We start from the raw sequence: 22,598 nt of genomic DNA, 5'->3' as shown, positions 1-22,598 counted from the left end.
ATGTATACAGCTGCTTTTACCTCCGTGTAGCAGCTGTATAAAAAACATCCATGTTTTTAGGAGTTTTATATGGCTTTAAGTAAACCTAACGAATATAAAGAAGTATCTGCAAGGCAGAGTGAAGAAACTGTATATGCAGAAGATATTAATCAAATAATATCAAATATAGAAAAAATAAAAGGAGGACAAGCTAACGAAGCTCCTATTTCTAATATAAAAGAATTAAAAGAAAGAGTTGATGGTTTAACAAACGGAAGTACATCATCAGCTGATAAAATAGCTTTTAATAATGATAATGCCAATTTAGATTTTTCAGACGGATACGATTTTCCGCCAATAAAAAATCAACTAAGTGATAATTATAATATCAGTTTAGTAACTGATTATTATTTAAATAGTTTATCTCATATAGATAATGCAGAAGAAGTTTATGATCTAGTATTAGAAAAGAGTACTGATAAATATGTTTTGAAAGGTACTTTAATATATAATAATAATAATAATACTTCTTCTAATCTTATCTTTAACATAATATCTATACAAAAAAAAGGTGAAGAAAAAAATAAAGATATTATATATATAACAAATGAATTATCACAGTTTATTTATCAATATGCAAATGCATCAGATAATGAAATAGTTATAGAAGGAGAAGAAAAACTTAAATATAATTTTGCTTTAGTTTTTGGAAGTCCTATGTTTGTTATAGGAAAACAAGATTCTAGTAGTTTTGAAGCTAAAGAATATACTATAAATATTAATATAGAAATATCAGTAAATAATATACGAAATTATCAAGATTTTATATTTATTCAAGGTACTAATGATACAGTTTCTTTCATAAAAGCAAATAATAAAAATGAAAAAATAGTATTTCAAGGAAATACGAAGTCAAAAGTTGGAAATACAATATTTATTATTTTTAATATTTTTATGCTAGAAAATTATCTTGATATAAAAACTGATAAAAATGACAGCTATTATATAGAAGCAAATGATATGATTACTTCTAATAAAAATAAGCCTATAAAATATTATATAAGAAAATCTGTTATTGATGGAACAGAATTATCAGAGAAATATTCTAATATCAATATGACTTTGGGTTATTTAGAAATAAAGCATACTGATGATACTGATATAGAAAAAGATGAAATACTTTCTTTTAATTTAACAGCTCAGAAAAATGTTGATGTTGAAAAAATAGAAAAAGAGAAAAATCTTCAAAATGCTATAGAAATATTAAATGATAAATTTAACAGTTTAATAATATTGTTAGGAATTAATAACTCTAATTTTGAAATAGCCTCCTCCATTTTGGGATCGCCAATTCTTGATAATAAAGTAAAAGACTGCAGTAATTTATCTCTAGTAAAAAATGCAGATAATTCTTACAGCTTAAAAGGAAATATAGAAATATATGAAGATGCAAATACAAGTTCTAAAATGATTATAAAAACAGCAAAAGAGATAGAAGCAGATATTAAAAATATTGTACCTGTTATAATGACAGATAATTTTATCATTATGATTTTAGTATTTGAAAATTATTTATATATTAATATGCAAAAAAGTTCTGAAACTGCTGTAACTAATGAACATTTTGATAATATTAAATTGATAGACAGCAAAATAGTATTATTTAATAATGAAATAATAAATAAAATGTCTCCTACTAAAGTAAGCGAAGATTTTGGAATAGTTTATGAAGAAGGAAAATATAAAATAAAAGGTCAGTTAATATTTGCAAGCGGAGAAAGTAATTTTAGTTTTTATACAAACAGCGGTATCATTGATTTCTTTGAAGATAATACAGAATATGATATCAGTACAAATGAAGGCAGCTTAAAAGCTGTTTATCATCATAATAATGGTTTCATGTGCAGTTTAGAGTTTAGAGGAACTGCTGGAACTGCATATAATATAGATTGGATATTGCCTAAACAAATATAAATTAAGGAGTAAACATGTTTAAATTAATATTAATTTTTTTAATAGGTGCTATGGTAGTTTTTACTTTCATTGGAATAGTAAAATACTATAATAAGTTTATGAATGAAAAAGAAGGAACATTTAAAGAGAGATTAAAAGCTCTCATTAAAGAGAAGACATCAATATATTATTTTATTAAATTAACTTACGGATGTGTGATGTTTTTTATAGCTGTAATTTCGTAGGACGCATTATGAACGTATTAAAAGATTTACTTTTTATTTTATATATAAAAAATTGTCCGCTTTAAGTATCTGCTTGATAAATCAAGCAGATGCTCCCAATTTTTTATTTTTAAGTTTTTTATATTAAAAAATTATTACAGAGGTTATTTATGTTTAATACCTTTAAAGATTTACTTCTATGTTCAAAGACTGGCCATCTTTCTAGTATGCGTTTAATCAGCTTATTAGGTTCGGCGGTTATGCTTGTTTGTATAGCGTTTTTGGTTTTTTCTAAAGATGTTAGGCTTGGTGAAGCTCTTCCATTTTTGATGGGTGGTTTGCTTGGACTTGCTGGATTTAAAAGTTATCAGTCAAAGTTTGAAGGCGATAAATAATAAATAATCAATATTACTATTCATCTACCATTTTTTTCTCCTAAATTATAATAAAATGTTTTATGAGCGAAGCTTAAAAAGCTCCGCTCTATTTTTTTATTAATGAAATCTAAAAAATATTTAATGAAAATTAATTTAATACGATAATAATTATATATCAAAGCAGCTCTGTTTTTTATTTATAAAAAAACGTAACCAAACTTTTTATAAATAAAAAAAATGGAGCTGTTTCTTATGAAAACACTAGATTACTTAAAACTATACGACAATAATAATTCTAATTTAATCATTAAATATCTTGAATATATAAAACTCTATAAATCAAAAGCGACTATACAGACTTATGCTCATTCCTTAAAAAACTTCTATGATTTTTTATATTTTTATTACAATAATAGACAGTCTAAAGATATACTATTATACAATACTACCGTATGGTATAATAAAGTAGATAGAAAGTTGATTGAAGATTATATAGTTTATCAAGCTGATAAAAAATTAAGTGCTGATATTATTCACTGCAGAATTATGGCTGTAAAAAATTATTTTAAGTATTTACTTAAATTAAAAAAGATAAGTACAGAAACTTTTTTTGATATTTTTGATGAGCTTAAAACTCCAAAAATCATTGTGAAAAATCAGCTCTTAATTAAAGCAGATAAAACTTTATCTATTACAAAAGCTATAGCTAAAAATAAAAATAGAAGTTTTACAGATGATAGAAATATATTTATACTTTTGCTGATGTCTAATACAGGCATACGCAGAAAAGAGCTTGCCTGCATAGACATACAAAATATAAACCTTTCTAATAATACCATAACTATTTATAAAACAAAAGGGGATAAACCTAGAATTATTTCATTTTCTGATCATATTAAAAATAAATTAATTGAATATTTAAAATTAAGAAAAGAAATACTGCAACAGAAAAATAAACAGCATAGCATGCTATTTATAAAATCAAATGGAGACATTTTTAAAACAAAAACTCTAACTGATATAATGACAAGCATTTCAAAAAAGACAAATATAAAAGTTACATGCCATTCTTTACGCAGAGGTTTTGCAACTGACATGGCAGAAAATGGAACTGATGTTTATGTTATATCAAAAATGCTTGGCCATCAAAATATTAATACAACCGTATCAAGATATATTTATGTTTTGGCTGGAATGATAAAAGAAGCTATGGAAAATCACCCTTTTGCTAAGTTTGAATATAGTACGAAAAAAGACTTTTATAATTCTAAAAACGATGAAGTCCTTGCAATAAAAAATATGTTTGAAGATTTAACTAACAAGATGAATGACATTATAAATCATCTGCCGAGAGAGACTGATATTAAAAATGCTTAAAAGATAGGCTGTAAAATCTGCAAATCTTACAGCCTGCGAGGTAAGCTATATCTAAAATAAAATATTATAATACTGTTAATGAATATAAAAAATATTAGAAAATATTAATTTGTGTAGTATAAAAAAACTGCATATATATAGGTTAAACCCTCAAAATGAAGTATGATGACACCCTTACTTTAAGTATGATGACACCCTTACTTTAAGTATGATGACACCCTTACTTTAAGTATAGCGACACCCTTACTTTAAGTATAGCGACACCCTTAGATGTTGTATGAGTTTAAAGATATATTAAAGACATGTTAAAGATTAACCTAATGATTATTTAAAGACTTTAAACTGACTAACTGACTTATGCAGATTTTTATTTTTTGAATAATGGCTGAGAGAAAAAATATTTTAATGCTGTTGCGATAATATAATGCAAATCGATGCTTGAAGTATTTATTAGAACGCCTTTATTTGAAGCGTAGAGCCTTATTTTTAGGGACTTTTTCATCTAGGTATACATTTATATATACTTTACTAAAAATCACTCTTTACAGCAGTATTTTAAATTTTTAAAAAAAATGTTTTTTTGTTGACTTTAAAATTATTTTGTGTATATTAGTTAATGCGAATCAAATAGAAAGATGCACCACAAACAAAAGCCTGAGAAACTTTTGTAAGCATTGAAGGAAAGAAAATATGAAAGCTGATAGAGGTATAATACTATCTTCTAAGGAGTTGTATGCTCTAAAGAAAAACAATAGTAATTGTTCTTTAATTTTAATAAGCTCGAAATGCGGTACAAGTGTGAATAACTATCACTCAAATAGTTTCTTTCCTGCTTGTATTTTGATTCGCAATAAAAATAAAGCCTTGTACCGCTTTCTATATATTTTTCTAAAGTTGGTTAAAATAATCGTTCATTCTGTTTATACTACGCATTATTATTATACTCCAAAATTGTTATAAGTAAATAAAATATATAAATATTAGTTAAACAAATTTTTTGGGCAAAATAAGCCTAAAATATCGATTTTTTTATAATTTTTTATAGAGAGAAGTTTTTTTATAAAAATATGCCGTATAAAAAATATAATACAAATTTTATTTAAAATCTAATTAGCCCGCCCGCCCACCCCCAAATATTTTTAAGAATGATACTAAAAGAATTAATTTTTTAATAGAATTAGAATTTTTTTTAATAATTAAAGCTGTTTTTAATTATATAATAGTATGGTTCTATTTATAAAATATACGAATAATTTATCAATCAAACCTTGCTGTCTCTAAGCATGTAATTGAACTGATTTCTTGTATATACTTTTATTTTATTATTATGCATAGCATAGCTTCTGGCACTGCTGGTAAGCTCTACAGGAAGTATAAGTATTCCATTTTTTGCTCCGGCCTCATTAATAAGAAGTATAAAATCTCTTATGATAAGCTCACCTACTTCTGTATTTTTCCATCTTTTAAAAGAGATTAACGTTAAATCTTTTTTATTTTTATTTGAAGCAAATGCCAAATAATTAACTTCATCTCCATAATCATAATCTATTAAATGATCATTATACTCCTGTACAGCAGAATACATAAGTTTTTTTTGTATGATATCTTGGCATATACTCTTAAAAGATGCTAAAGTCATGTCATAGATTTTATCCACTTTTTTTAATATAACATTTTCTGATGAAGCATTATTTTCATTGATACCGCATTCTAATAATATTTTTTCTATATCCATAGTTCTTTCAAGTTGTGCAAAATCTAGTATACTATCAATATTATTAAAACTGCTTTCCCATAACTTTACACTATTTTCCCAAATATCTATATAATGCTTATCAATGTATTTTTCATAATTTTCATTTTTATATTTTTCATCATCTTCAATCTGCATATTATTTCTTAATTTCTGAAGCTGTTCTGTAGCTTTTGAAATTTCAAATAAATATTTAAAAATTACATCTAAATCATACATATCAAATTCAGGAGCATTAAAAAGTCTTATATGCTCAAAATAACTTATAGCACTATTAACATCTTTAATAAAATAGTTATAAAAAGCAAAATCAAGTATAATAGCTATTTCATCTTTTTTTATTTCATTAATTTTATACTGTGTGGAAAGTTTATTATAAAGCTCTATAAACTCATCAGTATTATCAGATTTATATAATATGTATAAATATATTCTGTTTATATAAAATTTATATTTAATGTTAGTATTTATAGACCTTAAAGACAAAATAGACTCAGCAAAACTTTTAGCAGTATTTATTTCATCGGTGGCTATGTATAATGATATTAATATTTTTTCAACTAATGTCATATCATCATAATCTTCTTCTATATTTGATATATTTCTGCTTAATCTCTTATGAAGCTCTTCAAGCATAGTAATAATTTTTTTATATTCATGATTCATAAAATAACATATTGCCGCTGTTTTTAATTCTTCTATCTCAAAGTCGCTTTTATTATTAAGAACTCTGTTAAAATATTCGCATGCTAATTTATAAGCTCCCTCTTTTCCAAGTATAACAGCAGCTTTTAGAGAATAATAACTATTGCTTGGCTCCAATTGTGCTATTTTAAGAACGCACTTAATAGTTTCTTCTCTATTTTCTACTTTTTTATATAATCCTTCTAACTTTTTATATATATTAATCTCTTCTCCTTCAAAGTATTTTAAATCCATTAATTTCTGATATTTTTCTACAGCTTTTTCTATAAAATTATACTGCTCTTCTAAAACAGCAAGTTCATATATAGAATTATAATCTTTAGTATTTGCTTCAATTTTTTTTTGAAGTTCATCCATTTTCTTTTTTATATTTTTAGGTTTATAATAACTGTTAGATGATGATATACTTCTTGCAAATAAAATAACTCCTATTACTATTAATATAGATACTGGAACTATTAATATATACATATACAAATTAAACATAGTATTTTCTTCCTGAAATAAGAATTATATTTGTAACTATTTTAAGATTGAAAATAAATTAATACAACATTATTATTATAAAAAAAACAAAAAATTATAGAAAATTGATTCTCAAAAATTTGTACAATTAAATTTTATATATTAAAATTATCTTTTATTTTTAATATCTGTTTTTTCACTGAATATCAATACCAACTCCCAGCGGTCAAAAAAATAATAAAAAACATACAAACTAAAATATTTTAAAAATTTGTATAAAATAATTTTTTACTTATAATATTTTCATTTAAAAAATAAAATCATTCATTATCTTTATTCTTTTCATCATTATCTTTATTATCTTTTTTAAGTTTTTCTATTCTTATTTTAGTAACAATATTTCCGCTTTTTCCTACAACAGTAAAAGAATAATCCTTATACTCTATAGCCTCATTTCTTTTAGGAAGCCTTCCCAAATATGAAAATAAAAATCCGCCTACAGTATCTGCCTCATCATCTGGTATAGGCGGAAGTATGCCGTACTTATTAAAGTCATCGATTCTTGCTCTAGCATCTACAAGATAAGTACCGTCATCATTGCTTTTTACCTCTTCATCTTCTTCATCATACTCATCTCTAATATCTCCTATAATCTGTTCAAGAACATCTTCCATAGATACTATTCCAGAAAAACCGCCGTATTCATCTACTACCATGGCAATATGAATCTGCTTCTCTCTAAAGTTTTTTAAAAGCTCCATTAAAGATATTGATATTGGCACAAACAGAGGCTTATGAAGAATCTTTTTGAGAGAAAAGTTTTTATCATCGGTATCTATCAAATCTTTTACATACAAAACCCCTATTATATCATCTATACCGTCTTTATATATAGGTATTCTTGAGTTTCTGTCTTTATTAAAAGCCTTTATCACTTTATCATAAGATGACTCTATAGGAAGCATAATAACATCTACTCTTGGCACCATTATCTCTCTTACACTTTTTGATTTTAATTCTATAGTATTTATTATGATTTCTCTCTCAGGTTCTGTTAATGCTGATAAATTTATATAATTATTTTTTTCAGTGTCATTATCCTTTTTTTTAGTTATTTTAGATATTAATTTTTTTATTGACATTTTTTATATATCCTTACAAGTTATGTTTTTTTCTATTATCTTTTATATTTTTTACTGCCTTATAATATAATTCTTTCATCTTTTCATTATTTTCCATAAGCGATTTTTTACTGTAATTATGATGTATGCCCTTAAGATGGAGTATAGAATGTATAATAAGTTTTAATACAGTTTTTTTTATTTTATCTTCGCTGTATCTGTTTTTTACCCACTCATAAGAAATAACAATATCGCCTCCTTCATCATCATCTCCCATAGGAAATGTTAATACATCAGTAGCTTTATTTTTATTTCTAAAGTCATTATTAAGTTTTTTTATATATTCATCATCACAAAATAATAGATTGACGTCTCCTTTTACTTCAGATACAATTAATGAATTGTATAAAAAATATTTATAGTATTTTATATTAATATCATAATCTGTTTCATTAAACACATTAACTTTCATTATTTTTTTACAGCATCCTTATTTTCTTTATTTTCTTTTGTATTATATTTTACTTCATCTTTTTCATTTTTATGTTTTATAGGAGTTTTTTTTGCTATTTTCTCTTTTATTTTATCTTTTATCTTTTCCGTTTCTTTTTTTACTTTTTTTACAGCATCGCTGCTTTCTTTAGTATTATCCTTATTTTCTTTTGAACTCTGCTTTTTATTATCTTTAACATCTTTATCACTCTTTTCATCTTCTTCTAAATGAATCTTTTCATTTTTCTCTTCCGGAAGCTCCGGATATTTTATTCTCTCATGCAAAGAAACTATAATTTTTTGGAATGATATTCTCTTAATAATTTCTATATCTTTTAAAGTAAGTCCGCTGTCATTAAGTTCTCCATGCGCCATTTTATCATCGACAATATTTTCTATAAGCATTTCCAAATCCTCTCTTTTAGGAGAATCCAGAGTTCTGCTTGCTGCCTCTATAGAATCAAGAATCATCAATATAGCTGTAATCTTAGACTGAGGACGCGGTCCGGGATAAGTAAATAAATTAATATCAACATCAGGATTTTCTTTTAAAGCCTCTACATAAAAATATTTTATCAAACTTGTACCATGATGTTCTTTTATAGCAGCAATAACCTCTTTAGGAAGTCTGTATTTTTTAGCTATCTCAACCCCCAAACGTACATGAGCCTTTACTATAGAAGCAGAAAGTGTAGGTTTTAATTTTTTATGTCTGTTTTCATTGACATTAGAGTTTTCTATATAGTAGAGCGGATTTTCCATTTTACCTATATCATGATAATATGCTGATACACATGCAAGCCTTGCATCCTCTCCTATCTCTTCCGCTATAGTCTCTACAAGATTAGCCATGCTGATAGAATGGTGATAAGTACCGGGGGCATTCATCTGAAGTTTTCTAAGAAGAGGATTATTCAAGTCAGAAAGCTCCTGAAGTCTGAATATAGTAGCTGTTTCAAGCATATATTCGCATATAGGAAGAAATATCATTACAAGTATAGCCTGAGTAAATCCGCTTACAAATGAGAAAATAAAAGTTAAATAAGTGATATTAATTTCATTATTAAGCAGCATTCCCACTAATGACATCAAACTCAAATATACGCCTATAATAAAACCTATCCATAAAAGAGCATATCTGCTGTTAATTTTCCTTGACAGTATAGAAGCTAATATTGATATAAGAAATAATGCTGATATTTCAAATATATTAGCCTGAGCAATATTTGCAGCAAGAAGCGTAATACCTAAAGTAACTATAGATGATATCCCCCTTCTAGCTCCTAATAATGAGTTTATCATACCAAACATAGGAATGAATGTGTAAATATAAAAAGGTATATATGTATCCAATAATTTATATGATATATGATTATAAAATATATATGTAATACTTACAATAACAATATACTCTATACAAAACAGAATATAGTTTTTAAAACTTATATAAAAAGGTATTTTGTATTTAAGTATAATAAAGCCAATAAAAGCAAAAAGCAGAAGTATAAATAAAGCCTGACCTGTAAAAATAGAAACATTATAATTTTCAAAGTTATTACCAAATAGATTTCTTATAAGCTCAGCTTTTTCTTCTGTTACTCTCTCCCCTACATTTAAAATCACAAATCCCTTTTTTATCATATTATAAACCGGAGGTATTGAAGAGACAACATCATTCATCCTGTCTTTTGTACGCACAGAATTATATATAAGATTATCTCTCAAAAAAGCATTAACTATAGATGATATTGTATTAATATGATTTATATTAAGATTTCTGTATTTTGCCCCTACAATAGAAGGAAGCTCCATTCTTAAATCTTCCAAAAAAAATACTCTGTTTCTTGGAAGAACTCTTTCTTCTACTAAATAATCATCATACCTGTATATAAATACTCCGTTATCTAGTATAAGATTCAAAGTATCCGAACTTAAATTTCCCCTAGATATGACTCCTACACTGAATAGTTCTTTAATAGTTTCTATTATTTTAGATTCATATCCTACATTAAGCTCATTAACAACAGCATTTGAAAATACTGATTTATTTATAGGCTCGTTATGAAGCGATAAAAACTCATTATACATATCATCAATAGGAACATTATTATCATGAGATATTCTCATAAATGAAAACATATTGCTTATTTTGGATATGGTTTCATACTCTATATTTTTGGGCATATCAAATATAGGAGCTACAGCTGCCTGTGCATAATATACAAGTTTTTGTGTTTCTTCTTTATTTTCGTATCTTACATTGCGTTTTACTATCAGAGGCTCTTTTACTATATCGCCTACTGAAGGTACTGCAGCTTTCTGCATATATGTGGGAAAAACCAAAAATAAAGTAAAAATATATAATACTATAGCTATTACTAATTGAAAAACTCTTTCTATATTTGGAGTTTTATTTATAACTGATTTCATTATTTTTTTATTTGTATTCATATTAAATTAATAACCTTCCGTAAATAAAATATTTTTATTTGCCTGCATTATCATATGCAGCCAAAATCTCAGAAACTAAATGATGTCTTATCACATCTTTTTTATCAAAATGGTGAAAACTTATTCCCTTTATTCCTTTTAAAATTTTCAAAGCATTCTCAAGACCAGATTCTACATTGCTTGGTAAATCGCTTTGAGACACATCTCCAGTTATAACAGCTTTTGATTTTTCTCCTATTCTGCTTAAAAACATTTTCATCTGAGAAACTGTGGTGTTTTGTGCTTCATCGAGTATTATAAAAGCCTTGCTCAAAGTTCTTCCTCTCATATATGCCAAAGGAGCTACTTCGATTTTTCCTTCTTCAGTATATCTTAATATAATATCGCTTGATAAAAGACTATACAAAGCATCGTAAACAGGACGCATATATGGAGATATCTTCTCTTTAAAATCTCCGGGCAAATATCCCAAACTCTCGCCTGCCTCAACTACAGGTCTAGTTATAATTATACGCTCTACTTTTCCCTCAGAAAGTAAATTTATAGCATAAGCAACCGATAAAAATGTCTTACCCGTACCAGCAGCTCCGGAAGCAAATACAATATCGCTTCTTTGCATTTTATATAAATATTCTCCCTGAGAAATTGTTTTCATTTGTATATTTCTTCCTAGATACGGCAGCTTTATACGCATTGATATTAATTGATTTTCTTTACCGCTTTCAATATTATCTGCTATACTTATAACCTTCTGAATAGTTATTTCATTAGATGAATTATACAGATCTTTTAATATATAAAGAACTTTAAGAGTGTCTTCTATTTTATTTGAATCGCCTTCTATGGTTAATTCATTTCCCTTTGGGTATATTGAAACATTAAATTTATCTTCAAGTACCTCTAGGTTTTTATCATTAATCCCGCATATAGAAATAAAGGATTCATTATCCTTAAATTTAATCTTATTTCCTGATATTTTCTTATTAATTATATAAAATCCTTAAAACAAAATTATATTTATAAAATTATATAGATAATAGTATACAAAATTATATCTATTGTCAATAAGACAAAATGAATTTATTAATTTTTTTTATTCATTAATATTAAAAATTATTATTAATAAATATGATATTTAATTTTTATATATAAATTAAAACACTATAAATATTTATATAATTAAAAAATTTACATTCTAGTATATTATAAGGTTTAAACCCCAATTAATAAAAACATTAATATATGTTAGTTTAAATACTTAAAAACTATATTTTTTTACTTTTTTATACAAAAAGATAAATAAAAATAAAAAAAATATATAGACTATTTTTTTTATTTATAGTAGTATATAATTAGTAGTATTAAAATTTATTATAAGGAATATTAAAGTTTAAAACTTTTTAATAAACTATGAGAATTTTGCTTGCCATAACAAGTTCAATATCTGCATACAAAACCCCAATGTTAGTAAGTATGCTTAAAAAAGAAGGTCATGATATTATTTGTGCCGTTACTAAAAATGCTCAGAACATGGTGGGGTTAAAATCACTTGAAACTATGAGCGGGAATAAAGTAATAACCGATCTATGGCAGGAAGATGATGTTCTAAGACATATAAATATAAATAAAGAAACAGATATATTTCTTATAGCACCAGCTGATGCAAATATAATAGCAAAAATAGCTAATGGAATATGCGATGATGCTGTAAGTACTATAGCATGTGCATATACAAAAGATAAATATTTCGCCCCGGCTATGAATCCCCATATGTGGATTAATAAAGCTGTTCAAAAAAACACTAAATATTTAATAGAAGAACTTAATTATAATATAATAGAGCCTGAAAGCGGAAATATGGCATGCCATGATACTGGTGTGGGAAGATTAGCCGATTTTGAAACTATAATAAAAAAAATTACAAAAGAAAATAATAAATATAAAAATATAAAGTTTACTATAACATCAGGTGCTACCAAAGAGTGGATAGACCCTATAAGATATATAACCAATACTTCAAGCGGCAAAATGGGTTCTTCTATATATGAAGAAATATACAATAATGGAGGAAACTCTGTATATATAGAGGGCGAAGTAAATACATCTTTAAATGTAAAGGGCAATGATAAAAAAATCAAAATTGACACAACAGAACAGCTGAAAGAAGCTGTACTTAATGAACTTGATAATACTGATATACTTATAATGGCGGCTGCCCCTTTGGATTTCAGACCTGCTGTTTATTCTGATAAAAAGATAAAAAAACAAAATATAAACTCTATAGATTTAATAGAAAATTCTGATATACTAGCATCAACTAAAGAAAAAAAGAAAAAAGGTACGTTAATAGTATCTTTTGCTGCTGAAACTGCGGAAAATGATGAGGAGCTTAAAAATTATGCTGTTGATAAGATGAATAGAAAAGGTGCTGATATGATAGTGGCAAATAAAATAAAAGACTCTATAGGTAAAGATACAAATAAAATAACTATCTTTTTTAAAGACGGTTTATTTAAATCATATCCTATATTGAGTAAAAGAGAATGTGCTGAAGAAATAGTAAATATAGCCGTTTATGAATGGAAAAAAAAGAATGGTTATAATTAGAAAATAATATTATTACGGGATTTTGTATAATGAGTTATCTTTATGAAATAAAAGAAATTAGTAAGGTATACGGACATGGAGGCGGAGCTACTCAGGCTTTAAAATCTGTTAATCTTACAATAGAAGAGGGAAAACTTACTGCCATACTAGGACCTAGCGGTTCCGGAAAAAGTACTTTGCTTAATATATTAGGTGCTTTGGATAAGCCGACAAGCGGACAGGTATTATTTTTGGGCGAAGACATTTCTCATTACAGTAATAAAAAATTAGCTAAATTCAGAAGAGAAAATATAGGTTTTGTATTTCAAAGCTACAATTTGCTTCCGAATTTAACTGCTATAGAAAATGTAGAGTTTTCAACCGAGATAACTGGGCTTTCAAGAAGCAATGCCGAGGAGGCTTTAAAATTACTTGGTCTTGAAAACAGAATTAAACATTATCCTACAGAATTATCAGGAGGCGAGCAGCAGCGTGTGAGTATAGCACGTGCTATAGCTAAAAAACCTAAAGTAGTATTATGCGATGAGCCTACCGGGGCATTAGATAACAAGACTGGAGTTATGGCTTTAAAAATATTAAGAGATTTAAACAGAAATCTTGGAACAAGCATAGTATTAATTACCCATAGTAAAGAGATAGCTAAGATGGCTGATACTGTAGTAAAGATTCTTAGCGGAGAAGTATTAGATAAATATGATGTAGAAAAACCTCTAAATCCGGAAGAGATAGAGTGGTAAAAATAAAAACGGTAAATAAATAATGATTAATATAAAAACAAAACTACTATTTAGAAAAATACATAAACAGCTTGCAATATTTATGTCAGCAGTATTTATAGTAACATTAGCTGTACTTTTCTTTGTTGCTGTAAAAACTGTATACAGAGACTTCAAATTGGCTGCTGAAAATTATTTTGAGGAAAATGCATTAGATGATTTAGTATTATTCGGAATGTTTGACGATAATGATATAGACATCTTAAAAGATATGAAAGGTATTGATAAGGCAGAAGCAAGACATAGATTTCAGGGCAAAATAAATAATATTGATGCTATTATCTACGGAACTGACAGTTCAAAAAATAGAATAAATAAGCCTTATATCTATGAAGGAAAATATGAATTAGAAACTAATGAAATAGCTATTAATAAAAATTTTGCTGATGCTAATTCTCTTAAACTAGGAGATACTGTAGAATTAACCTTTAATGATAAAACAAACTCTTTTACCATTGCTGCCTTAGTTTCTTATCCTAATTATGTATTTCTTTTTAAAGACGGGGCAAGTACAGCCTCTGAAGCTAAAGATTTCGCAGTTATAGAAATAAGCGAAGATCATTTTAATTATGTGCCTTACAATTCAATTTATATAAAATACAAAGAAAATGCTGATAAAATTAATACTGAAAACTTAATAAGAACTAAATTAAAACAAAAAATATTCTTCTTTACAGACAGAGAACAGTCAGTAAATTATGTAAACTATGAACAGACACTTCTTCAAATAGATTCTTTTTCATATATCTGTCCTTCTATACTTCTTTTGATGGCTATACTGCTTTTATATATTATACAAAGAAGAAATGTTGCTGTTGAAAGAAAGCAGATAGGTATTATGAAAGCTATAGGGCTTACCGATTTTTCTATTATGTTTATGTATATCAAATATTCTTTTTTGGTATCATTCTTCGGTATACTTTTAGCATTTATAGCAAGCAAATTCCTCCTTCCTCCTATATTCAATGCACTTGGAAATATATTTGATATGCCTAATTTTACATACAATATTTATATAGATTTATGGATAATATCTGCTTTAATTATATTGTTTGTATGTATATTCTCTAATCTTTTAGCTGCTGTTTCAATATTAAAACTCAACCCTGCTCAGTCAATGAGAGGGGAGCCTCCTAAAGGTGCCGGAAAAACTTTTATAGAAAGATTCAAAATATGGAATAAACTTTCTTTCAATACAAGATATGCTATAAAAAATGCCTCAAGAAGCAAAACTAGATATTTGGCCTCTCTTTGGGGAATGTTTGCTGCAATTAGTATGACTATATTTGCTCAAGGATTTAATAACTCTTTTGACTACTTTTTATATACTTTATACGAAAAGTTTGCATTATACGATATTACTGCCACTATAAGCCCTACAAAATGGGAAGATAATTCTGATATTCTTACAAATAAAAGCATAAAATATTTTGATAAGGCTGCTATTTATCAGTCAAGACTTTATCCCGCTTTCAGAGAAGATGCAGAAAGTTTATACATACCTACTTTGATATATAAAGACAGTTTTTCTTCTCTTGATATACCAAATAATGAAAATAAAGAAGATTCTGTAATGATTCCCAAATATTTAGCAGACAAATTAAAAGTAAAAGAAAATGACTATATAGGAATAGAACTGTATACACTTGGAAACAGTATTTCAAGAAGAGTAAAGGTTAGTAAATTTGTAGAACAGCAGGGTATGTTCTATATTTATATGGATAAAGATTTTGCTGAAGAAACATTTGAAGTTCAAGATGTTTATAACACTTTATTCTTAACTACTGAAACCAATACTTCCAAAGAAGAAATAAAAGATATATTAGATAATAGTAAAGAAGTTTCGTATTATAGTTTTAGAAATGATGAATATGAAGCCTATAAAAATCAAATAGCAACAATATATTTACTTGTACAGATACTTATATTTATAGCATTCTTACTTGGTGCAACTTCACTTTATGGTGTGGGTGTTATTACTCTTGCTACAAGAAGATATGAGTTTACGCTTCTTAAAGTTATGGGATATACGACAAAAGAAATTATGATAGCTTCATTAAAAGAAACTATCACGCAAGTAATAGTTGCCATACCTTTGGGAATAGCTGCAGGATACGGAATACTTTATCTTGTAAAAAAACCATTCTCAAGCAAGTTATTCTCTTTTGTGCCTCATGTATACAGTTCAAGCTACTTACTTGCTATAATACTGCTTATAGCTGTAATATTTTTGGTAGCACTTATGAGTACGCATTATATTAATAAACTAGATATGGTAGAAGGCTTAAAGGATAGAGAAGAATAAATAAGAAAAAAATTATGTTTTATACTTGACTTTTTTTATAGTTGTAGTATAATAATAATCACTTCGCTGGTGTAGCTCAATTGGCAGAGCAGCTGATTTGTAATCAGCCGGTTGCGGGTTCAAGTCCCATCACCAGCTCATTTTTTTTTAACACTCTTATATCTCCTTTAATAAATCAAAAATCTACAATTACTAAACATCTCTTAATATATTCAAAAAATAAAATATTATAAATAATTATATATCTATTTCGATAATATAAACATGATGGTATATCATTTTACTAGGAAGAGGTATATGTAATTATGATTAAATTAAAAGACTTGATAAATAAAAAAGGCTATTTTGTAATAGCTGAAGCAGGATGCAATCATGAAGGAGATTTGAAATCGGCATTAAAATTAGTTCAGGAAGCCGCCAAATCTGGAGCTGATGCTGTAAAGTTTCAGAGTTTCACTCAAAAAACATTATTTGCCCCTAAAGAATATACCAAAGCATTAAAACTTAATGATAATGCCCTTGATGGTGTTGATAATATAGTATTAAAAAAAGAATGGTACGAACCTCTTATAAAAGAAGCTAAGAAAAATAAAATAATGTTTATAACCACTCCTTTTTCTGTGGAATCTATTAATGATATAAATTATTATGATATACCTGTAATAAAAATAGCCTCATGCGATATAGATAATATTCCTCTTCTTGAAGCAGCAGCTAAAACAAAAAAGCCAGTAATACTTTCTACAGGACTTGCTCTTAATAAAGACATAAAAGAAGCTCTAAAAATATTAAAAAATAATGAAACAGCATTGCTTCACTGTTCTGTAGAATACCCAACTCCTATGGAAAATGCACGATTAAACAGAATATCAGTAATGAATAAAATATTTAAAAACTCTATAATAGGATACTCGGACCATACAATAGGAATAGAAGCCCCTATTATTGCAGTAACTCTCGGAGCTAAAATAATAGAAAAACATTTTACTATAACACCAGAAAAAAAAGAAGGAGATCATATTATAAGTTTAGATACTGATAATATGAATACACTTATAAAATCTATAGACAATACTTTAACTATGCTTGGAGGAAACTCTGCACTTAAAAAAGAACATGTACTAAGCAAGCAGGAAAAAAAAGAACTAGTATATGCTAAAAGAGGTGTTTATTTAAATCATGCTATGCTTAAAGGTGAAATAATAACTGAAAAAGATATTATCACTTTAAGACCTTGTGTTGGAATATCAGCAAAGGACTATAAAAAAGTAATAGGTAAAACTCTAAAGGTAGATAAAAAATCATTTACAGCTTTGAACTTTAAAGATTTAAAAAAATAAGTAAAAAGAATCTTTGAAATTTATATATCTTAATGATATAGAAAGCTATTTTACTAAATCATAGGCATAAGTTTACATTTCGATGGCATAAAAAACAGCTTTATTTTTTACTAAATATTTAATCCGTATTTAAAATATTATATTCTTTAAAATAATAAAAGATTTTTTTACTTAAATATTCAATAATAAAAAATAACTCTGTTATCTAATATAAATAAAATCCTAATAGCATTTGGCTTTTTATCGATAATGAAAACGATACATATTATACTATGGAGTAATAAAGTGCCAAGATACGAGCAGCTTAAAGCCAAATCTAAAGGTATATCATATACAAGACAAATACGTAATGAAAGTAAGGAGATAAATCTAAAAAAGCCTTTGATTATATCAGTTCTTTTTATTATTATTGCAGCTATCATTTTTACTGCTTTTAAAAAATATTCTCCTATGGTGGATATAGCAATAAAAGATTTTTTCTCTATTAATCATAGAGAAGCTTTAGCTTTGGAAAGTGACGGCATGTCAGAAGATACCGATAAAATGAGCTTTTTAAATAATATACCTTTATTTAATTTCTTCATTAAAGCAAATACTAATGAAACTTTATCTGTAATGACTTATGAAACTAATTCTAAAATAGAGGCTGCTTTAGATACATTAACAAATGACTATAATTTTACAAATTCAAATATAATAACTAGAGAATCTCTTCTTCCTTTTTTTAATAACAGCGGAGTAAGTAACTCTATTTTTTATGACAGCGGATATGTAGACTATGGAAATAATCATGATTCTGTATTATTTAGAGAAGATAATCATAATAATACAGAAGAGTATACAAATAATGAAAATAATATAATTGTTTCAAACAATAATAATAATACTTCAGATACTGATAAAAACCATAATTATTTAGAGCAAATGATTTTAGAAAGCAGAAATAATAATAATCCGTCTTCAAAAAGAAATAATATGATGAGTAATAATAATTCTGCTGCTGTAAATAATTCTTCTTATGCAGACAATTATCATACAGAAAATAAAAAAACTGAAACAAATACTAATACACCTAAAAGTATATTTGATGATATTCTAAAACCTAAAGAAAATGTGAAAAGAGAAACTACTACTATGAAGCCTGCATCTTCTACTACTTTTTCAAGCAGACCGCCTCAAAGCTATAATAATACTAATCAATATAAAAGTTCTGATGTATATTTGAAAAATAATAATATCGAAGCAAATAAAAATATAGAACAAAATAATGATACTGTTAATAATCATAGAACATCATTAAACAATACTTTAAAAAGAGAAGAAAATAATTCTTATGATATGAACGCACAAGATAGAAAAGATATTATTCGTTCTTCAATATATACAATGACTAATTCTTTAGATAAACCTAATATTGATTATAACAGAGTGATAAATGATATGGTTAATCCAAATAATAATAATATTATCAAAAGAGAAGAGAATATAAAAAAAGATAATGTTATTAAAGATGAAAATATTATAAAAGAAGCTATTAGTAAAGAAAACAATAGCCAAAATAGCATTAAAGAAGAGATAATAAGAAAAGCTAAAAATGACATTAATAATTATAATATTAAAAAGGCAAATAATACTGTAGAGAGGGCTTCTTTAGAGAGAGATTTAAAACAGAACAGTGATGAAGGTATATATTTAGTAGAGTATAGTGAAAGAACTGGAGCTATAACATTAATATTCAGAAGCAGAAAATTCAGCAATAGGTCATCTATAAAAGATGCAATAAACGAACTTCTTATTGGTGCTACAGATGAAGAAAATAACAGAAATATTATAAGCTGTATACCTAAAGGTACAGAACTACTTGATATATTTATAGAAGGTAATACTGTATATTTAAACTTTAATGAAAACTTTGAGTTTAATCCTTTGGGAAGCGAAGGAACTATGGTACAGATTTATCAATTTGTATATACTGCTACTCAGTTTGAAGGTATAGATAATGTTATATTTCTTATAAACGGAGAACTTAATGAAACTATAGGTTCTGAGGGTGCTATAGAGAATATGCCTTTTAAAAGATTTCAATAAAAATATTTGATAATATTAGTTATAGGCATAATTTCAAAATTATAAATATAATGTTTTATATGCTTTTTAATTCATTATTTTAGCACATAGCTAATCAATTGTAATTTATAAAAAAAATTATATTTTGTTTTTATACGAATACATACCGCTTATTTTTTAAACTGTCCTACAGTGGAGCAGAGAGATGAGCAAAAAATTGTAAAAATTAAAAATTTTAGAAAAAATGTGATATATAAACTTATTATTAAATAATAGAAATAAGCTATAAAATTTAAATGCTAAATTTTCAACTATCATAAAAATAGTTTTGAAAGATAAAATAATTCTTTGACTTTTTTATAAGTTGAATTATACTTATATAAAAATAAATAAAAATTGGAGTATAAATATGGCTGTTTTAGTATGCGGAGGAGCTGGTTATATTGGCTCGCATGTTGTTTGTGAACTTTTAAAACAAAATATAGAAACTGTTATAATAGATTCATTAGAATACGGACATAAAGAAGCTATAAAAGAATGTAAGAATTTTTATCAGGGAAATATAGGCGACAGTGATTTGCTTGATAAAATTTTTAAAAGCCATGATATAGATTCTGTTATGCATTTATGTGCTTATATAGAAGTAGGAGAAAGTGTACAAAATCCTGCTAAATACTACCAGAATAATGTATCTAATTCTATAAATCTTCTCAATGCTATGCTTAAAGCTAAAGTAAAAAACTTTATATTCTCTTCTACAGCAGCAGTTTACGGAGAGCCGGAAAAAATACCTTTAGAAGAGGACTCTCGAAAAGAACCTACCAATCCATATGGAGATAGTAAATTGGCATTAGAAAAAATACTTTCTTGGTATACAAAAGCATATGATTTTAACTATGTTGCTTTAAGATATTTTAATGCCTCAGGGGCTCATCCAGACGGACATATTGGAGAGGATCATAAACCTGAATCACACTTAATACCATTAATACTTCAAGTTCCTTTGGGAAAAAGGGAAGCAATAAAAATATTCGGTGATGATTACCCTACAAGAGATGGTACTTGTTTGAGAGATTATATACATGTATGCGATTTGGCTTTAGCACATATTGCCGCTATGAATTATCTAAAAAACGGCGGTAAAAGTGTTTCATGCAATTTAGGAAACGGAAACGGATTTAGCGTAAAAGAAGTTATTGAAGTAGCTAGAAAAGTAACAGGACACCCTATACCTGCAGAAGTTTGCCCTAGAAGAGCAGGAGATTCATCAGAACTTATAGCAAGCAGTGAGAGGGCAAAAGAAGTTTTGGGCTGGACTCCTACTATAGCCTCATTAGAAACTATAGTAGAGACTGCTTGGAATTGGCATAAAAATCACCCTAATGGATATAATGACAGATAATATTTCTGTAGGTTCAGTAGATGCTTTATATTTACTGAACCTATTTTTTATATTAAAAATAATCTGTAATAATCAGACTTCTTTCAAAACTCAATTTATAAATTTTTAATTTAATATTTTATAATTTTTTATTTACTGCAAAGCACGCACCATGTATAACCAAAGTTATTTTACGAAAGAAATACAGTTAGATATGATAACCATACACTGTAAGCCTTGCTCTGTTATTATAGGCATGAAAAGAACTGAATTTTTGCAGTTTAAATATTTAATTTATAAATTACTAAAATTTCATATATAATATTGTCAGCTACTTTTAAAACAATTCTAATTAAATCATCTAAAAATATAATTATTTTTTAATCATATTATTAACTTCTGTTACTTATGTATTACTTATAAAATTTATAATCCCAATTCTTTATAAATAATATCCGAAATAAAATTAAAATATTTAGAACTTATAGCTTTTACATTTTCTCTTGCATTAATCTGAACATAGCCGTCATACTTTTTTATCATCTCTATATCATTATTAGAATCTCCAGCTGTTAAAATTTTACTTATATTTTTATCAGCTTTCAAAAAATTATATAAAAACTCTACCCCATTAGCTTTATTAACTGTATTTTTTACTATATCAACTGTTCTTATATTACCATAAGCAATAAGAGAAGAAGAAAATTCTTTATTGACGGTATTTGCAACATTTTCTGTAGCCTTAATATCAGAAGTCATTTTATTTATCTGTATAATATTTTTTATAGTATATAATTCATTAATATTTATTTTTTTATCTACTCTAAAAGGGAGTATATCATTTCCGTCTTTTGATTGTACAGATATAATATAATCATCATTAGCTATCTCTACAGTACCTCCAAAAGTATTATGCAGAAATCTTATAACTTCATATGCCGTATCTTCATCTATAGTGTCTTTGAATATAGTTTCCCTTTTATCATTGAATATCAAAGCCCCGTTGTTTGCTATAAGGTAATCAAATGTAAGAGAATGTCTGTCAATATGCTCAAATATAGAAAATTTATTTCTTCCAGTTGCAATTGCAAATATATTTCCAGCCTCTCTCCATTTAGATATGGCATCGAAAACAGTTTTATCTATTTTTTCTTGTATATATATAGTCATATCATAATCACTAACAAATAATTTCATTAACAACTCTCTCTAATTTATTATTAAA

The 22,598-nt window shown here is 26.5% G+C and carries 16 protein-coding genes and 1 tRNA gene; 11 read left to right on the top strand and 6 right to left on the bottom strand.

All coding sequences use genetic code 11. The features are described 5' to 3' along the window. Positions 1-69 precede the first annotated feature (69 nt). The 4 genes from BMUR_RS08420 (at position 70) to BMUR_RS08405 (ending at position 3,910) form a co-directional block, all read left to right on the top strand. Positions 70-1,953 carry a hypothetical protein gene (locus BMUR_RS08420; RefSeq protein ID WP_013113807.1) on the top strand — a complete coding sequence of 628 codons (1,884 nt, stop codon included), beginning with the start codon at positions 70-72 and terminating at the stop codon, positions 1,951-1,953. A 14-nt stretch (positions 1,954-1,967) separates the two neighbouring features. Beyond that, positions 1,968-2,177: a hypothetical protein gene (locus BMUR_RS08415; RefSeq protein WP_013113806.1), complete on the top strand. Its 210-nt coding sequence runs from the start codon at positions 1,968-1,970 to the stop codon at positions 2,175-2,177. Between the two features lie 149 nt (positions 2,178-2,326). Continuing rightward, positions 2,327-2,551 carry a hypothetical protein gene (locus BMUR_RS08410; RefSeq protein ID WP_013113805.1) on the top strand — a complete coding sequence of 75 codons (225 nt, stop codon included), beginning with the start codon at positions 2,327-2,329 and terminating at the stop codon, positions 2,549-2,551. Positions 2,552-2,785: 234 nt separating this feature from the next. Continuing rightward, positions 2,786-3,910 (top strand): tyrosine-type recombinase/integrase, encoded by a 1,125-nt coding sequence (locus BMUR_RS08405; protein WP_013114174.1) that lies wholly within the window; start codon positions 2,786-2,788, stop codon positions 3,908-3,910. 1,261 nt (positions 3,911-5,171) lie between these two features. Here the strand turns inward: BMUR_RS08405 and BMUR_RS08400 are convergent. The 5 genes from BMUR_RS08400 to BMUR_RS08380 all read right to left on the bottom strand — a co-directional run bounded on the left by BMUR_RS08400 (position 5,172) and on the right by BMUR_RS08380 (position 11,552). Continuing rightward, a complete protein-coding gene (locus tag BMUR_RS08400; RefSeq protein WP_013114173.1) occupies positions 5,172-6,854 on the bottom strand; it encodes a restriction endonuclease in 1,683 nt (560 codons plus the stop codon). 299 nt (positions 6,855-7,153) lie between these two features. Further along, complete coding sequence (tlyC, locus tag BMUR_RS08395) at positions 7,154-7,975, bottom strand: hemolysin C (protein ID WP_013114172.1); 822 nt, start codon at positions 7,973-7,975, stop codon at positions 7,154-7,156. A gap of 13 nt (positions 7,976-7,988) precedes the next feature. Beyond that, entirely contained in the window at positions 7,989-8,426 is a 438-nt protein-coding gene (gene ybeY / locus BMUR_RS08390) for an rRNA maturation RNase YbeY (RefSeq protein ID WP_013114171.1), read from the bottom strand. Beyond that, the gene (locus BMUR_RS08385; RefSeq protein ID WP_013114170.1) at positions 8,426-10,897 is read right to left on the bottom strand and encodes an HD family phosphohydrolase; all 2,472 of its coding nucleotides are present in this window, start codon (positions 10,895-10,897) and stop codon (positions 8,426-8,428) included. The genes ybeY and BMUR_RS08385 overlap by 1 nt, the downstream gene beginning before the upstream one ends. A gap of 34 nt (positions 10,898-10,931) precedes the next feature. Next, on the bottom strand, positions 10,932-11,552 hold the full coding sequence (locus BMUR_RS08380; protein WP_232473693.1) for a PhoH family protein: 621 nt from the start codon (positions 11,550-11,552) through the stop codon (positions 10,932-10,934). Positions 11,553-12,307: 755 nt separating this feature from the next. Here BMUR_RS08380 and coaBC point away from each other — a divergent pair. The 7 genes from coaBC (at position 12,308) to galE (ending at position 21,394) form a co-directional block, all read left to right on the top strand. After that, complete coding sequence (gene coaBC / locus BMUR_RS08375; protein WP_013114168.1) at positions 12,308-13,504, top strand: bifunctional phosphopantothenoylcysteine decarboxylase/phosphopantothenate--cysteine ligase CoaBC; 1,197 nt, start codon at positions 12,308-12,310, stop codon at positions 13,502-13,504. A 29-nt stretch (positions 13,505-13,533) separates the two neighbouring features. After that, positions 13,534-14,241, top strand: coding sequence for an ABC transporter ATP-binding protein (locus BMUR_RS08370; protein WP_013114167.1), 708 nt, complete (start codon positions 13,534-13,536; stop codon positions 14,239-14,241). 22 nt (positions 14,242-14,263) lie between these two features. Next, positions 14,264-16,585: an ABC transporter permease gene (locus BMUR_RS08365; RefSeq protein WP_013114166.1), complete on the top strand. Its 2,322-nt coding sequence runs from the start codon at positions 14,264-14,266 to the stop codon at positions 16,583-16,585. Positions 16,586-16,650: 65 nt separating this feature from the next. Then, positions 16,651-16,723, top strand: a tRNA-Thr gene (locus BMUR_RS08360). A gap of 167 nt (positions 16,724-16,890) precedes the next feature. Next, a complete protein-coding gene (locus BMUR_RS08355; protein WP_013114165.1) occupies positions 16,891-17,925 on the top strand; it encodes an N-acetylneuraminate synthase family protein in 1,035 nt (344 codons plus the stop codon). Positions 17,926-18,210: 285 nt separating this feature from the next. Next, a complete protein-coding gene (locus BMUR_RS08350) occupies positions 18,211-20,013 on the top strand; it encodes a GerMN domain-containing protein (RefSeq protein ID WP_013114164.1) in 1,803 nt (600 codons plus the stop codon). Positions 20,014-20,401: 388 nt separating this feature from the next. Next, positions 20,402-21,394, top strand: coding sequence for a UDP-glucose 4-epimerase GalE (galE, locus tag BMUR_RS08345; RefSeq protein ID WP_013114163.1), 993 nt, complete (start codon positions 20,402-20,404; stop codon positions 21,392-21,394). 405 nt (positions 21,395-21,799) lie between these two features. Here the strand turns inward: galE and BMUR_RS08340 are convergent, their stop codons facing one another. Continuing rightward, entirely contained in the window at positions 21,800-22,570 is a 771-nt protein-coding gene (locus BMUR_RS08340) for an HAD family hydrolase (RefSeq protein ID WP_013114162.1), read from the bottom strand. Positions 22,571-22,598: the final 28 nt, after the last annotated feature.

It is taken from the genome of Brachyspira murdochii DSM 12563 (assembly GCF_000092845.1).
GTDB lineage: Bacteria > Spirochaetota > Brachyspiria > Brachyspirales > Brachyspiraceae > Brachyspira > Brachyspira murdochii.
This window is presented reverse-complemented; position numbering and strand designations above follow the sequence as displayed.